Below are 14,178 nucleotides of genomic sequence, written 5' to 3'. Positions count from 1 at the left end.
TCTTTAGAACGTCTTTCCGGCGGAACCGAGCTGCTTGGTGGCTTCGACCACACGGGCGGACAGGCCGGCTTCGGCGGAGGCGCCCCAGACGCGCGGATCGTAGAGCTTCTTGTTCCCCACCTCGCCGTCGACCTTGAGCACGCCATCGTAGTTGCGGAACATGTGGTCCACCACCGGACGCGTGTAGGCGTACTGGGTGTCGGTGTCGATGTTCATCTTGATCACACCGTAGGACACCGCGTCCGCGATTTCCTGGTCCGAGGAGCCGGAGCCGCCGTGGAACACGAGGTCAAACGGGCTGTTCTTGCCGAGCTTGGCACCCACCTGGGCCTGGATGTCCTTCAGGATCTCCGGGCGCAGCTTCACCCCGCCGGGCTTGTAGACACCGTGCACGTTGCCGAAGGTCAGGGCGGTGATGTAGCGGCCGTTCTCGCCGGCGCCGAGGGCCTCAATGGTGGCGAGGGCGTCCTCAACGGTGGTGTACAGCTTGTCGTTGATGGCGTTTTCCACGCCGTCTTCCTCGCCGCCGACGATGCCGATTTCAACCTCGAGGATCATCTTTGCGGCGGCCGTGCGCTCCAGCAGCTCCCGCGCGGTGCTCAGGTTCTCGTTCAACGGCTCGTGCGAGCCGTCCCACATGTGCGAGTTGAAGATCGGGTTCCGGCCGGCCTTGACCTCGGCCTCCGATGCTGCCAGCAGCGGCAGGACAAAACCGTCCAGCTTGTCCTTGGGGCAGTGGTCCGTGTGGAGGGCGATGTTGACGCCGTAGTTCTTCGCCACTTCGCGGGCGAACGCGGCGAAGCCCAGCGAACCGGCCACCATGTCCTTGGTCGCGGCGCCGGACCAGTACGCGGCACCGCCGGTGGAGACCTGGACAATGCCGTCGGACTCGGCCTCGGCGAAGCCGCGCAGCGCGGCGTTCAGCGTCTGCGAGGACGTGACATTGACGGCCGGGAACGCATAGCCGCCGGCCTTGGCACGGTCAATCATCTCGGAGTAGATCTCTGGGGTTGCAATGGGCATGCTGACTCCTGCTGTTGGTTTTGGTTGTTAAAAGAAAGCGGCCACGTCATAGCCCCGCCGCATGGGACGGGGCAATGACGTGGCCAGGGTTTTACTCGGCCACCTCACCGGTGGTTTCGTAGGTCGCGATCTTGCCGATGCGGCGCTCATGGCGCTCGGCATTGCTGAAGGGTTCCGCCAGGAACGCTTCGATCAGTTCGGTGGCCTCCTGAACGGTGTGCTGCCGCCCGCCCACCGCCACAACGTTGGCGTTGTTGTGCTCGCGGGCAAGCTTCGCCGTGTCGAGGTTCCAGGCCAGCGCGGCGCGGACCCCCTTAACCTTGTTTGCGGCGATCTGCTCACCGTTGCCCGAGCCGCCCAGCACAATCCCGAGGGCGTCAACGCCGGCGGCCTGATCGGCCACAACAGCTGCTGCTGCGTTAATACAGAACGACGGGTAGTCGTCCTCGGGATCATAGGCGGCCGGCCCGTGGTCCACCATCTCGTAGCCGCTGGCAGACAGTGCATCGATGAGGTGGGAGCTTAGCTCCAGACCGGCGTGGTCGGTTGCGATATGAACGCGCATGAGGGGTCCTTCAGACTGGTTGGGGTGCAGGGTTGCTGAGGTTGAGGGCCGTCCGGCCGAAGGCGAGCTGCCCGTTGGTGCGCAGTGACTCGATGGCATCCTCCGGTGAGGCTTTGCCGTACACGGCGGACCCGGCCACGAAGACGTTGGCACCTGCCTCCGCGGCCCGGGTGATGGTTTCCTCGGTGATGCCGCCGTCCACCTGGATGGCCACGTTCACCCCTGAACCGTCCACCGCAGCGCGGGCGCGGCGGATCTTCGGCAGCATAACGTCCAGGAATGCCTGGCCGCCAAAGCCCGGTTCAACGGTCATGATCAGCAGCATGTCCAGTTCGGAGAGCATGTCCAGGTAGGGCTCCACAGGGGTGGCCGGGCGAAGTGCCATGCCCGCCTTGGCCCCGCGGGCCCGCAGTTCCCGGGCCAGTTTGATGGGGGCTTCCGATGCCTCCACGTGGAAGGTCACCGAGCTGAGGCCGGCGTCGGCGTACAGCGGTGCCCAGCGGTCCACATTGGCGATCATCAGGTGGGCGTCCAGGGGGACGGGGCTGACTTTCTGGATACGTTCCACAACAGGCAGGCCGATGGTCAGGTTCGGCACAAAGTGGTTGTCCATAACATCCACGTGCACGGCATCGGCGTTGCTAATGCGGGCGAGCTCGGCCTCGAGGTTGACGAAGTCGGCCGAGAGGATGCTGGGGTTGATGCAGCAGTTCAGGGGTGATGCGGACATGATGTCTGCCTTTCGGTAGCAGTCAGAGCTCGGGTCAGGATGCCTTCCGTGCGGTGGCGAGGGCGCCTTCGACGTCGGCCAGCAGTTCCTTCCAGCTGGCCACGAACTTGTCCAGGCCTTCGGATTCGAGAAGGGCAACTACCTCGTTGTAGGAAACGCCCAGCGCGTCCAGTGCGTACAGCACGGCCTTGGACTCCGCGTAGGTGGCGGTGATGGTGTCCCCGGTGACCACGCCGTGGTCGAACGTGGCGTCCAGGGTCTTCTCCGGCATGGTGTTGACGATGTCGGCAGCAACCAGTCCCGTCACGTACAGGGTGTCGGGGTAAGCCGGGTCCTTGACGCCGGTGGAAGCCCACAGGGGACGCTGCGGACGGGCTCCGGCTTCGGCCAGGGCCTCCCACCGGTCGGTGGAGAAGAGCTGCTCGTAGACCTGGTAGGCCAGGCGGGCGTTGGCCACGCCGGCCTTGCCCTTGAGGGCCTTGGCTTCGTCGGTGCCGAGGGCGTCAAGGCGCTTGTCGATTTCGGAGTCCACGCGGGAGACGAAGAACGAGGCAACCGAGTGGATCGTGGACAGGTCGTGCCCGTTTTCCCTGGCCTGTTCGAGGCCGGACTGGAAGGCGTTGATGACGGCGCGGTAGCGGTCCAGGGAGAAGATCAGGGTCACGTTGACGCTGATGCCTTCGCCCAGGGTTGCCGTGATGGCTTCGAGGCCTTCGAGCGTTGCGGGGATCTTGATGAGGACGTTGTCCTTGTCCACCTTTTTGTAGAGGTTCTTGGCCTCGGCGATGGTGCCGGCCGTGTCCCAGGCCAGCCGGGGATCAACCTCAATGGACACACGGCCGTCGACGCCGTTGGTGGCGGCTGCGATCGGTGCGAACAGGTCGCAGGCGTCAGCGACGTCGGTGGTGGTGATTTCGAAGATGGTCTCCTCGACGCCGGCGCCCTGGGCTGCGAGTTCTGCGATCTTTGCGTCGTAGTCCGAGCCGGAGGTGATCGCGGCCTGGAAGATGGACGGGTTGGTGGTTACGCCCACCACGTTCTTTTCGTCGATGAGCTTCTGCAGGCTGCCGCTGGCGAGACGCTCACGCGAGAGGTCATCAAGCCAGATGGACACACCGGCGTTGGACAGCTGTGCAGTGGGGGTTGCGTTGGTCATGGCTTCTGCTACTTCCTTCAAAAAATTATGGACTGGTGACAATTCGCGGCCGCGCCGCGGGACGTCCCCCATGAGGCCGTCCCGCGGCGCTGGCCGCAGTGCTGGTTTTGGTCAGTTGCGGGCAGCGGCCAGGGAGTCCTTGGCTGCGGCGGCGACTGCCTCCGCGGTGATGCCGAACTCCTTGAAGAGGCGCTTGTAGTCAGCCGAAGCGCCGTAGTGCTCAAGCGAGACGGAGCGGCCGGCGTCGCCGACGAACTCCCGCCAGCCCAGGGCAAGGCCGGCTTCGACCGAGACGCGGGCCTTGACGGCGGCGGGCAGCACGGACTCGCGGTAGGCGGCGTCCTGCTTGTTGAACCACTCAACGCACGGCATGGAGATGACGCGGGCGGCGATGCCTTCGGCCTGGAGGGCTTCGCGGGCCTGGACGGCCAGCTGGACCTCGGAACCGGTAGCGATCAGCAGCACGTCGGCCGGGACGGTGGCGCCGTCCTTGGCCGCTTCGGCCAGCACGTAGCCGCCCTTGGCCACACCCGCCGGGGAGGCAAAAGTGTCACCCTGTGCCGCACCGTTGCCACGGGCGAAGGTGGGGACGTTCTGACGGGTCAGGACGATGCCGGCCGGGTTCTCGTGGTTCTCCAGCATGGTCTTCCACGCGATGCCCACCTCGTTCGCGTCACCGGGGCGGACAACGTCCAGGCCCACGATGGCACGGAGGGTGGAGAGCTGTTCCACCGGCTGGTGGGTGGGTCCGTCTTCGCCCAGGCCGATGGAGTCGTGCGACCAGACGTAGATGGACGGGACACCCATCAGGGCGGAAAGGCGGATGGCCGGGCGCTGGTAGTCGCTGAAGATCAGGAACGTGCCGGAGAACGCGCGGGTCCGGCCATGCAGCGAGATGCCGTTCACGATCGAGGCCGCGGCGTGCTCGCGGATGCCGAAGTGCAGGACACGGCCGTAGGGGTTACCCTTCCACGCATCGGTGGAGCGGGAAACCGGGATGAACGACGCCGATCCTTCGATGGTGGTGTTGTTGGATTCGGCGAGGTCAGCCGAGCCGCCCCAGAGTTCGGGCATGACCGGGCCGAGTGCGTTCAGGACCTTGCCGGACGCTGCACGGGTGGAAACGTCCTTGCCTGCTTCGAACACCGGCAGGGCGGCGTCGATTCCCGCGGGAAGCTGCTTGGCTTCGATCCGCTCCAGCAGGGCTGCGCCCTCCGGGTTGGACTGCTGCCAAGCCTCGAACGAGGAATCCCATTCGCTGCGGGCGGCTGCACCGCGGTCAACCACGGCACGGGCGTGGGCCAGGACGTCCTGGTCCACCTCGAAGGACTTCTCCGGGTCGAAGCCCAGGACGGACTTCAGGCCGGCCACTTCCTCGGCGCCGAGGGCGGAACCGTGGATCTTGCCGGTGTTCTGCTTCTTCGGTGCCGGGTAGCCGATGATGGTCCGCAGCGAGATGATGGACGGCTTGGACGTCTCTGCCTTCGCCGCGAGCAGGGCCGAGTAGAGCTCCTGCACGTCTTCGACGTACTCGCCCGTCTCGGTCCAGTCCACGCGCTGGGTGTGCCAGCCGTAGGCCTCGTAGCGCTTGAGGACATCCTCGGTGAAGGAGATGTCGGTGTCGTCCTCGATGGAGATGTGGTTCTCGTCGTAGACCACAACGAGGTTGCCCAGCTCCTGGTGGCCGGCCAGCGAGGAAGCCTCGGAGGTCACGCCTTCCTGGATGTCGCCGTCGGAGGCGATGACCCAGATGGTGTGGTCAAACGGGGACGTGCCCTCGGCAGCGTCGGCGTCGAACAGGCCGCGCATCCGGCGCTGGGAGTACGCGAAGCCCACCGAGGAGGCCAGGCCCTGGCCCAGCGGACCGGTGGTGATCTCCACACCGGCCGTGTGCTTGTACTCAGGGTGGCCCGGGGTCAGCGAATCCCAGGTGCGCAGCGCCTTGAGGTCGTCCAGTTCCAGGCCGTAGCCGGAAAGGAACAGCTGGATGTACAGGGTCAGCGAGGAGTGGCCGGGTGACAGGATGAACCGGTCACGTCCCAGCCAGTCCGGGTCACGGGGATCGTGGCGCATCAGCTTCTGGAAAAGAAGGTACGCGGCCGGGGCAAGGCTCATGGCCGTGCCGGGGTGGCCGTTGCCGACCTTTTCCACAGCATCCGCAGCCAGGACACGGGCGGTGTCCACGGCGCGGTCGTCTGCGGGCGTCCAGTTGAGTGTTGCTGCAGTTGCAGCACCGGGGATCGTCACATTTGTTGTCGGGTTCACGGTTTGTCCTTTTGGATCTGGTCGGCCTGGAGCGGCCGGACGGATGCTTTCTGGTTGATATCCATGATTGCGAACCAAATGGGCAGGGGTAACACTGTTTTCTGACGGTTGTTCCTACCCTTTTGGGTTGGACGCACGTTTTTGCCCGGGTAAGCTGTCCGGATGGGCAACGTCGCCCATCAGCCCGTGAAGGAATCCATAATGCCTCTTCCAGACTTGCCGTGGCCGCTGTTACAGAGCGTGGCAGCCTTGGCCGATGCCCCCCTTTCCCAGATAGCAGAACGCCTGCGCGAAGCCACGCTGCCCTACATGGGTAGCAGCGCCTTAGTGATCTTCACCGAAGACTGCACGGGCCGGCCGCAGAAGAAAGCCGGCGATGAGGACATCATTTCCCGGGTCTCCATCACCGAACTGGACACGCTGCGCGCCACCCTTAAGGATGAGGGGCCCTGGTTCGGGGAGGCCGAACTCGCCGGCAAGACCCGCCCCGTGCTCGCCCTGAAGCACGCCTCCAGCAACGCCCTCCTGGTCCTCACCGATCCCCCTGCCGATCCGGGGCGCAAGGACGGGCTGGAGCTGGTGACCTATCTGTGGCGGCTCACTGCGCGGAGGATCCGCGAGAAAGTGGCCGATGCGCCGCCGTCGTACCTCCTCGAATCGCGCGCGGCGTCCGCGGAACGCCTCCGCGTAACGGCGGAACTGACCGATCTGCACTCCACCACCCTGGAGACACTCCTTGCAGCCCTGCGTTCATCCTCTTTGGAGGATGCGGCAGCCCGCACCACCGTCACCGACCTCACCGCCAAGGCTTTGATCGGGCTCCGGACCCACAGCGACCGCACAACAGACCTGGTGAAGGAGCCTGTCGCCAAGGCTTTCGAACGCCTGCGGGATGACCTGCGGCCGCTCACACGCTACAGCGGCATCGAGATCGAATTCATCGAACCGCCGCTCAACGGACGGGCCCTGCCAGGCGAGGTGGCCCACGCGGCCCGGGCGATCGTCCGCGGACTGGTGCTGACCATGACGGAGCAGCCGGATGTCAGCCGCGTGCGGACGCAGTGGGACTGCGACGGCGAAAACCTGCTGATCAACGTCCGCGACGACGGCCGGGGTGCGCTCAAAGCCGACGCGCCGAGCATCGCGCGCCTGGACCGCCGGGTCCAGGCCCTCACCGGAACGCTGCGGATCGACGTTATGCCGGGCTGGGGTGCGGACGTGTTTGTCACCCTCCCCCTGGACCTTAAGAAGACGAGCCCGGCCGGGGATGTCGCCGGCTGGGATCTTGCTGCCAGGGAGCTCGAGGTGCTCGAGCACCTTGTTGCCGGGCACCGCAACCGGACCATCGCGTCCACGCTGGGCATCAGCGAGAACACGGTCAAGTTCCACGTGCGGAACCTGTTCAGGAAGCTCGACGTCGGCTCCCGCACCGAGGCGATCGCCCTGGCGCACAGCCACGGACTTCGGTGACGGCTTAACCGGCTGAACAAACGCACACCCAACGGCCCCGCCTCCCTTGAACAGCTTCGGAGGCGGGGCCGTTGTGCTGTCCCGTCAGCCGGCAGTGGCCGCCGACAGCGAGGCCGATTCGTCTGCTGATTCCGGCTCCGCCATGTGCGGCACAAACCGGACGAACATCGCCTTGAAGCCGGGGGTGTTGGATTCCCTGGCGACGTTTTCCTTGTGGACCAGGGCGTTGGCTTCGGGGAAGTACGCCGCGGCGCAGCCCTTCGCCGTCGGGTAGGCAACGAGGCGGAACTTGTCCGCCTGCCGGTCGTGGCCGCGGAACGTGCTGACCACGTCCACGAGGTCCCGGTCCTCGAACCCGAGTTCCGCCAGGTCCTCAGGGTGTACCAGGATCACGCGCCGGCCGCCCGAGATGCCGCGGTACCGGTCATCCAGGCCGTAGAACGTGGTGTTGTACTGGTCGTGGCTGCGGATGGTCTGCAGTACCAGGTGGCCGTCCGGCGGGGTCAGGTATTCCAGCGGGCTGACCGTGAAGCGGCCCCGGCCGATGTCCGTCTGGAAGGAGCGGGTATCGCGCGGCGGGTTGGGCAGCACAAAGCCGTTTTTGGTCCTGACCCGGGTGTCGAAATCCTCGAACCCGGGCAGGACGCGCGAGATGTGGTCGCGGACCACGTCGTAGTCCTCGGCCATGGCTTTCCAGTCCACGGAGTGGTCCGGCCCGAAGGTCGCTTCCGCCATCCGTGCCACGATGACCGGTTCGGCCAGCAGGTGCTCGGACACAGGCTGGAGCCTGCCCTGGGTGGAGTGGACCACGGACATGGAGTCCTCCACGGACAGGAACTGCGCGCCCTTGGGGTGCTTGTCGTCCTTGTCCGTACGGCCCAGCGTGGGCAGGATCAGGGACGTGCGGCCGTGCACAATATGGGACCGGTTGGGCTTGGTGGAGATATGCACGGTCAGGCCGATCCGCTGCATCCCGGCTTCCAGGGTTTCGGTATCCGAGCAGGCGAGCGAGAAGTTGCCGCCCATGGACACAAAAACGTCCACCTCGTCGCGCTCAAACGCCTCCATGGACTCCACGGCATCGTAGCCGTGGTGCCGCGGGGACTCGATCCCGAACTCGGTGTCCAGTGCTTCGAGGAGCCATTCCTTGGGCTTTTCCCAGATGCCCATGGTCCGGTCACCCTGGACGTTCGAGTGCCCGCGCACAGGGCAGGCGCCGGCGCCCGGCTTGCCGAAGTTGCCCTGCAGGAGCAGGACATTGACCATTTCCTTGATGGTGTCCACCGAGTGCGGCTGCTGCGTGACGCCCAGGGCCCAGCAGAAAATGGTGGCCTTGGACTTGATGAGCATCCCGGCAACGGTTTCGATCTGTCCGCGGGTCAGGCCGGTGGCCTTCTCGGTTTCTGCCCAGTCCAGCTCGCCGCGGGCGTCGCGGTAGGCATCGAAACCGTCGGTCTGTGCATCAATGAAGGAACGGTCGACGACGGTGCCGGGGTTGCGTTCCTCCTCCGCCAGGAGCAGGTGGCCCAGTGCCTGGAAGAGTGCCAGGTCACCGCCGACCTTGATCTGCAGGTACTCGTCGGCCAGCGGCGTACCGCCGCCCACCACACCCGAGACGGTCTGCGGATCCTTGAAGTTGAACAGGCCGGCCTCCGGCAACGGATTGACGGCCACCACCTTGCCGCCCTTGTCCTTGCATTCCTTCAGTGCGGAGAGCATCCGGGGATGGTTCGTCCCGGGGTTCTGCCCCACCACAAAGATGAGTTCGGAGTCGTGGATGTCCTCCAGGGACACGGTGCCCTTGCCGATGCCGATGGTCGGGTTCAGCGCCGAGCCCGAGGACTCGTGGCACATGTTGGAGCAGTCCGGGAGGTTGTTGGTACCCAGGGCGCGGGCGAACAGCTGGTACATAAACGCGGTCTCGTTGGCGGTGCGGCCTGAGGTGTAGAAGACGCAACGGTCCGGTGTGGAGGCGCGGATGTGTTCACCCACCAGGTCGAAGGCGTCGGCCCAGGAGATCGGGGAATAGTGCGACTCCCCTTCACGGATCACTACAGGTTCGCTCAGCCGGCCCTGGTTGCCCAGCCAGTACTCCGTTTTTCCGGAGAGCTCGGCGATGGAATGCCTGGCCCAGAACTCCGCGCCCACTGTGCGGAGGGTGTTTTCCTCGGCCACCGCCTTGGCCCCGTTCTCGCAGAATTCGGCTGCTTTGCGCTTGGTGGCCGATTCCGGCCAGGCGCAGCCGGGGCAGTCGAAGCCGCCCTGCTGGTTCAGCCGGAGCAGGGACTGCGCGGTCCGGGTCACGCCGGCCTGGGCCACGGCGCGTTCCAGGGCAACCAGCACAGCCTTGACACCGGCCGCTTCCTTTTTGGGCTTATGGACGGCGAGGTGGTCCTCGTTGATGTCGTCGACGGGGGCGGGCTGCTTACCGAACTTCATTGTCCCAACTTCCTTTGCGGCTCGCGCCGTTCTTGTTCAAAACGCCCGTTGAGGCGCGCCAGCTGACCTGGCGCGCCTCATCGGAATCCTGCTGTTCAAGTCCTTGCCTACTGGGAAACCTTAGCCAGCGTTTCCCGTTCCGCACCAATGGTGGTGTTATCGCCATGTCCGGTGCGGACCACGGTCTCCGGCGGGAGGGTGAGGAGCCGTTCCCTGATGGACGTCAGGATGGTGGGGTAATCGCTGTAGGAGCGTCCCGTCGCTCCGGGTCCACCGTTGAAGAGGGTGTCGCCGGTGAAGACCGTCCCCTCACTTTCGAGGTAGAAGCAGGTGGAGCCCGGGGAATGGCCCGGGGTGTGGATGGCCAGCAGCGCCGTGCCGCCCACCTCGAAGACGTCCCCGTCGCCGTGGTAACGGTCCGGGTCCGCATCCGGGTAAACCTGCTTCCAGAGGACCAGGTCCTCCGGGTTCAGGATGATCGGGGCGCCGACGGCGGCCGCAACCTCGCGTGCCGCGCCGATGTGGTCGTTGTGCGCGTGGGTCAGCAGGATGGCCAGGACCTTGCGGCCGCGGACCTGGTTGATGATCGCGGCAGCATCGTGCGGGGAATCGATGATCACGCACTCATCGTCGTTGCCCACGATCCAGACGTTGTTGTCCACGTCCCAGGTGCCGCCGTCGAGCGAAAATGTGCCCGAGGTGACCAGGTTTTCGATGGTGACTGTCATGAGAACTCCTTCAGTGTCTTAACTTCAACAACCGAGCGCAGGACCTTGCCATCATGCATCTTGGCGAAGGCTTCCTCCACCTGGTCGATGGTGATCCGCTCGGTGACAAAGGCATCCAGGTCAAGGTTGCCCTGCTTGTAGTGCGCAACGAGCATGGGGAAATCGCGGGACGGCAGGCAGTCCCCGTACCAGGAGGACTTCAGCGACCCTCCCCGGCCAAAGACGTCCAGCAGGGGCAGCTCAAGCTTCATGTCCGGCGTCGGGACACCCACCAGCACCACGCGGCCGGCGAGGTCGCGGGCGTAGAACGCCTGCTTGTACGTTTCAGGGCGTCCGACGGCGTCAATCACCACGTCAGCTCCGTTGCCTCCCGTGAGGGCCCGGATAGCCTCGATGGGGTCTTCCTTGCCGGAATCCACCCCGTGGGTGGCCCCCAGGGACTTGGCCATCTCCAGCTTGTTGGCGTCGATGTCCACCGCGATGATGGTGGTGGCGCCGGCCAGCTTTGCGCCCGCGATCGCGGCGATGCCCACGCCGCCGCAGCCGATGACGGCCACGGATTCGCCGCGCTTGACCTCGCCCGTGTTAATGGCCGCACCGATGCCGGCCATCACACCGCAGCCGAGCAGCCCGACGGCGGCGGGATCGGCGTCGTCGTCAATCCTGGTGCACTGCCCGGCGGCAACAAGCGTTTTCTCCGCGAAGGCGCCAATGCCCAGCGCGGGCGAGAGTTCCGTACCGTCCTCGAGCGTCATCTTCTGGGTCGCGTTGTGCGTGTTAAAGCAGTACTGCGGCTGACCCTTGGCGCAAGCGCGGCATTCCCCGCAGACGGCCCGCCAGTTCAGGATCACCCGGTCACCCGGCGCAACCTGGGTGACGTCCGGACCCACCGCGCTGACGATGCCCGTGGCCTCATGGCCCAGCAGATAAGGGAAGTCGTCGCCGATGCCGCCCTGCTTGTAGTGCAGGTCCGTGTGGCAGACCCCGCAGGTGAGAATGTCCACCAGGGCCTCTCCCGGCCCTGGATCCGGGACCAGGATGGTCTCCAGCGAAACCGGGGCGTTCTTCTCCCTGGCGATGACGGCCTGTACTTTGTGGACCATTATTCTTGTGTTCCTTTCCTGGATCCGTCCGGATCCGGTGAATCGGCACCAAGTGCCAATCTAACTGACGCGTTGGGGTTCCACGTCTTCGGTTGCGCGGTCCCGTTAAACGGTGATCAGTGACTGGCGGTCCTTGTTACGTTCCGGTTCCCCGCTGCACGTGAACGTCATCAGGGGGTCCTGCTGCATCGTTGCGGTGGGGAGGTTGGTAATCACTTCTCCGAAGACTTCGTCGGGGTCGAGGCGGCGGAGTTCTTCGGCGAGGCAGTCTTTGAGGCTGCGGCGGGGCAGGGAGATGCGTTGGGCGGGTTGGCCGGGCTGGGTGAGTTCGGCGATGGAGGTGCCGGGGCGGAAGAGTTGGACCTCGCCGTGGGGGCGGGTGAGCCGGACGCGGCGGATCCCGGTCCCGGCGGGGTCCGCGACGATGGTTACGGGTGCGTCCAGGGCCAGGGTCAGCCAGGCCGCGAGCAGGATCGTGGACGGGGAGTCGGAGGCGCCTTCGACGGCGACCGCGGTGACGGGGGACCCGTCGGTCTGGTCCAGGACGGCGGCGAGCTGGATCCGCCAGTTCGTGAGCCTGGTCCAGGCGAGGTCGGTGTCGCCGGCTTTGTAGGTGGCCCGGATGTTCTCGAGCGCCTTTTGGGGATCGGGTTCGTTCGCGGAATCGGTGATCCGGCGGTGCGCGATCTTCCCCACGGAGGTTTCGCAGGCGTTCTCCGGTGCCCCGTGCGGCCACCAGGCCACGATCGGGGCGTCCGGGAGCAACAGTGCCGCGACCAGGGACTCGGACTCGTGCGCGAGTTCCCCGTAGCCGCGCAGCACGATCACTTCCGAGGCGCCGGCGTCCCCGCCGACCCGGATCTGGGCGTCGAGCCGGTTCGGGGCCTCGGCGCCGGCGTCGGCGAGCACGATGATCCGGCAGGGGTGTTCCCGGCTGGCTTCGTTCGCGGCCTCGATCGCTTCTTCCTCGAGCCCGGACCGGGTCACGACCACCAGGGTCAGGACCCGGCCCAGGGCGATCACGCCGCCCTGCTCGCGCAGGGACATGATCTTCTTGGAGATCTTCGAGGTGGTGGTGTCCGGCAGGTCTACGATCATGGCCTTCTCCAGGTTCGTCCGTCACGGGCCAGCAGCTCATCGGCGCTGGCAGGGCCCCAGGACCCGGGGGCGTAGGGTTCGGGCTGCTCCGCCAGGGAGGCCCAGTAGTCCTCGAACGGGTCCAGGATCTTCCAGGACAGTTCCACTTCCTCATGCCGCGGGAACAACGGCGGTTCGCCCAGGAGCACGTCCAGGATCAGCCGCTCATACGCCTCCGGGGAGGACTCGGTAAACGAATGCCCGTAGCCGAAGTCCATCGTCACGTCCCGGACTTCCATCTGCGTGCCCGGAACCTTGGACCCGAACCGGATCGTCGCGCCCTCATCGGGCTGGACCCGGATAACCACAGCGTTCTGCCCGAAATCATCCTCCCCGTGGTCACGGAAGAGCAGGTTCGGGGCGCGTTTGAACACCACCGCGATCTCCGTCACCCGACGCCCCAGCCGCTTCCCGGCCCGCAAATAAAACGGGACCCCGGCCCAGCGCCTCGTGTGGATATCGACCCGGATCGCCGCGAACGTTTCGGTCTTCGAATCCGCGGGGATCCCGTCTTCTTCCAGGTAGCCCTGGACCTGTTCCCCGCCCTGCCAGCCGCCGGCGAACTGACCCCGCGCCGAATGCGTGGACAAATCCTCCGGGAGCTTCACCGCGGCGAGGACCTTTTCCTTCTCCGCCCGCAAATCATCGGCGTTAAAGGAGATCGGTTCCTCCATCGCCGTCAACGCGAGCAACTGCAGCAGGTGGTTCTGGATCACGTCGCGGGCCGCGCCCACACCGTCGTAATACCCCGCCCGGCCGCCGGTGCCAATATCCTCGGCCATCGTGATCTGGACATGGTCCACGTAATTCGCGTTCCACAACGGCTCGAACAACTGGTTCGCGAACCGCAACGCCAGAATGTTCTGAACCGTCTCCTTGCCCAGATAATGATCAATCCGGAACACCGCATCCGCCGGGAACACCGACTCCACAATGTCATTGAGTGCCCGGGCAGAGTCCAGGTCATGACCGAACGGCTTCTCGATCACCACCCGCCGCCACTTCTCCCCATCACCCTGCGCGAGGCCGTGCTTGGACAACTGCCGGCAGACCTGCTCAAACGCCTTCGGCGGGATCGAGAGATAAAACGCGTGGTTCCCCCGCGTCCCGCGGACCTCATCGAGCTCATCAATGACCTCACCAAGCCGCTCAAACGCGTCATCATCATCAAACGCGCCCCGGACAAAACGGATACCCTCCGCGAGCTGGTTCCACACCGCCTCATCAAACGGGGTCCGCGCAGACGCCAGCACCGCAGCCTTCACCTCCGCCGCGAAATCCTCATCCGACCACTCACGCCGGCCAAACCCCACCAACGCGAAACTCGGCGGCAACAACCCCCGGTTCGCCAGATCATACACAGCCGGCATCAGCTTCTTCCGTGCCAAATCCCCCGTCACCCCAAAGAGCACCAAGGAGGACGGACCCGCAATGCGATTCAAACGACGATCCCGCGGATCCCGCAACGGATTACGCACGGACTTCTGCACGGGCCTCACACTTGGATCAACGTACGTAAGTGACATGGTGGCTTCTAACTTTCGACAGGGTGGCGCGGCCGC

At 65.5% G+C, this 14,178-nt stretch carries 11 protein-coding genes; 1 reads left to right on the top strand and 10 read right to left on the bottom strand.

Annotated features, from left to right (window positions below; translation table 11 throughout):
- Nucleotides 1–3: 3 nt before the first annotated feature.
- The 5 genes from fbaA to tkt all read right to left on the bottom strand — a co-directional run bounded on the left by fbaA (nucleotide 4) and on the right by tkt (nucleotide 5,739).
- Entirely contained in the window at nucleotides 4–1,023 is a 1,020-nt protein-coding gene (gene fbaA, locus GUV69_RS17215; protein ID WP_108598986.1) for a class II fructose-bisphosphate aldolase, read from the bottom strand.
- Between the two features lie 91 nt (nucleotides 1,024–1,114).
- Nucleotides 1,115–1,588: a ribose-5-phosphate isomerase gene (locus GUV69_RS17210; RefSeq protein ID WP_164204639.1), complete on the bottom strand. Its 474-nt coding sequence runs from the start codon at nucleotides 1,586–1,588 to the stop codon at nucleotides 1,115–1,117.
- A gap of 10 nt (nucleotides 1,589–1,598) precedes the next feature.
- Nucleotides 1,599–2,318, bottom strand: a complete 720-nt coding sequence (rpe, locus tag GUV69_RS17205; RefSeq protein WP_164204637.1) for a ribulose-phosphate 3-epimerase — start codon at nucleotides 2,316–2,318, stop codon at nucleotides 1,599–1,601.
- 34 nt (nucleotides 2,319–2,352) lie between these two features.
- Nucleotides 2,353–3,474, bottom strand: coding sequence for a transaldolase (gene tal / locus GUV69_RS17200; RefSeq protein WP_164204635.1), 1,122 nt, complete (start codon nucleotides 3,472–3,474; stop codon nucleotides 2,353–2,355).
- A gap of 111 nt (nucleotides 3,475–3,585) precedes the next feature.
- On the bottom strand, nucleotides 3,586–5,739 hold the full coding sequence (tkt, locus tag GUV69_RS17195; protein WP_244292762.1) for a transketolase: 2,154 nt from the start codon (nucleotides 5,737–5,739) through the stop codon (nucleotides 3,586–3,588).
- A 201-nt stretch (nucleotides 5,740–5,940) separates the two neighbouring features.
- Between tkt and GUV69_RS17190 the strand changes: the two genes are divergently transcribed.
- Complete coding sequence (locus tag GUV69_RS17190; protein ID WP_164204633.1) at nucleotides 5,941–7,209, top strand: helix-turn-helix transcriptional regulator; 1,269 nt, start codon at nucleotides 5,941–5,943, stop codon at nucleotides 7,207–7,209.
- Between the two features lie 84 nt (nucleotides 7,210–7,293).
- On the opposite strand, the gene GUV69_RS17185 is transcribed toward GUV69_RS17190, so the two are convergent.
- The 5 genes from GUV69_RS17185 to zwf form a co-directional block, all read right to left on the bottom strand.
- On the bottom strand, nucleotides 7,294–9,648 hold the full coding sequence (locus tag GUV69_RS17185) for an FdhF/YdeP family oxidoreductase (RefSeq protein WP_164204631.1): 2,355 nt from the start codon (nucleotides 9,646–9,648) through the stop codon (nucleotides 7,294–7,296).
- Between the two features lie 107 nt (nucleotides 9,649–9,755).
- Complete coding sequence (locus GUV69_RS17180) at nucleotides 9,756–10,376, bottom strand: MBL fold metallo-hydrolase (protein WP_164204629.1); 621 nt, start codon at nucleotides 10,374–10,376, stop codon at nucleotides 9,756–9,758.
- Nucleotides 10,373–11,479, bottom strand: a complete 1,107-nt coding sequence (locus GUV69_RS17175; RefSeq protein ID WP_164204627.1) for an S-(hydroxymethyl)mycothiol dehydrogenase — start codon at nucleotides 11,477–11,479, stop codon at nucleotides 10,373–10,375. Before GUV69_RS17175 ends, GUV69_RS17180 begins: the two co-directional genes overlap by 4 nt.
- Nucleotides 11,480–11,584: 105 nt before the next feature.
- Nucleotides 11,585–12,577 (bottom strand): glucose-6-phosphate dehydrogenase assembly protein OpcA, encoded by a 993-nt coding sequence (locus GUV69_RS17170; protein WP_244292761.1) that lies wholly within the window; start codon nucleotides 12,575–12,577, stop codon nucleotides 11,585–11,587.
- Nucleotides 12,574–14,142, bottom strand: coding sequence for a glucose-6-phosphate dehydrogenase (gene zwf / locus GUV69_RS17165; protein ID WP_208786665.1), 1,569 nt, complete (start codon nucleotides 14,140–14,142; stop codon nucleotides 12,574–12,576). The genes GUV69_RS17170 and zwf overlap by 4 nt, the downstream gene beginning before the upstream one ends.
- Nucleotides 14,143–14,178: the final 36 nt, after the last annotated feature.

Origin of the sequence: [Micrococcus luteus] ATCC 49442 (genome assembly GCF_010367585.1) — a bacterium.
Taxonomy (GTDB): domain Bacteria; phylum Actinomycetota; class Actinomycetes; order Actinomycetales; family Micrococcaceae; genus Arthrobacter; species Arthrobacter luteus_A.
The sequence above is the reverse complement of the archived record's forward strand: the minus strand, read 5'-3'. Positions and strand labels throughout refer to the sequence as shown.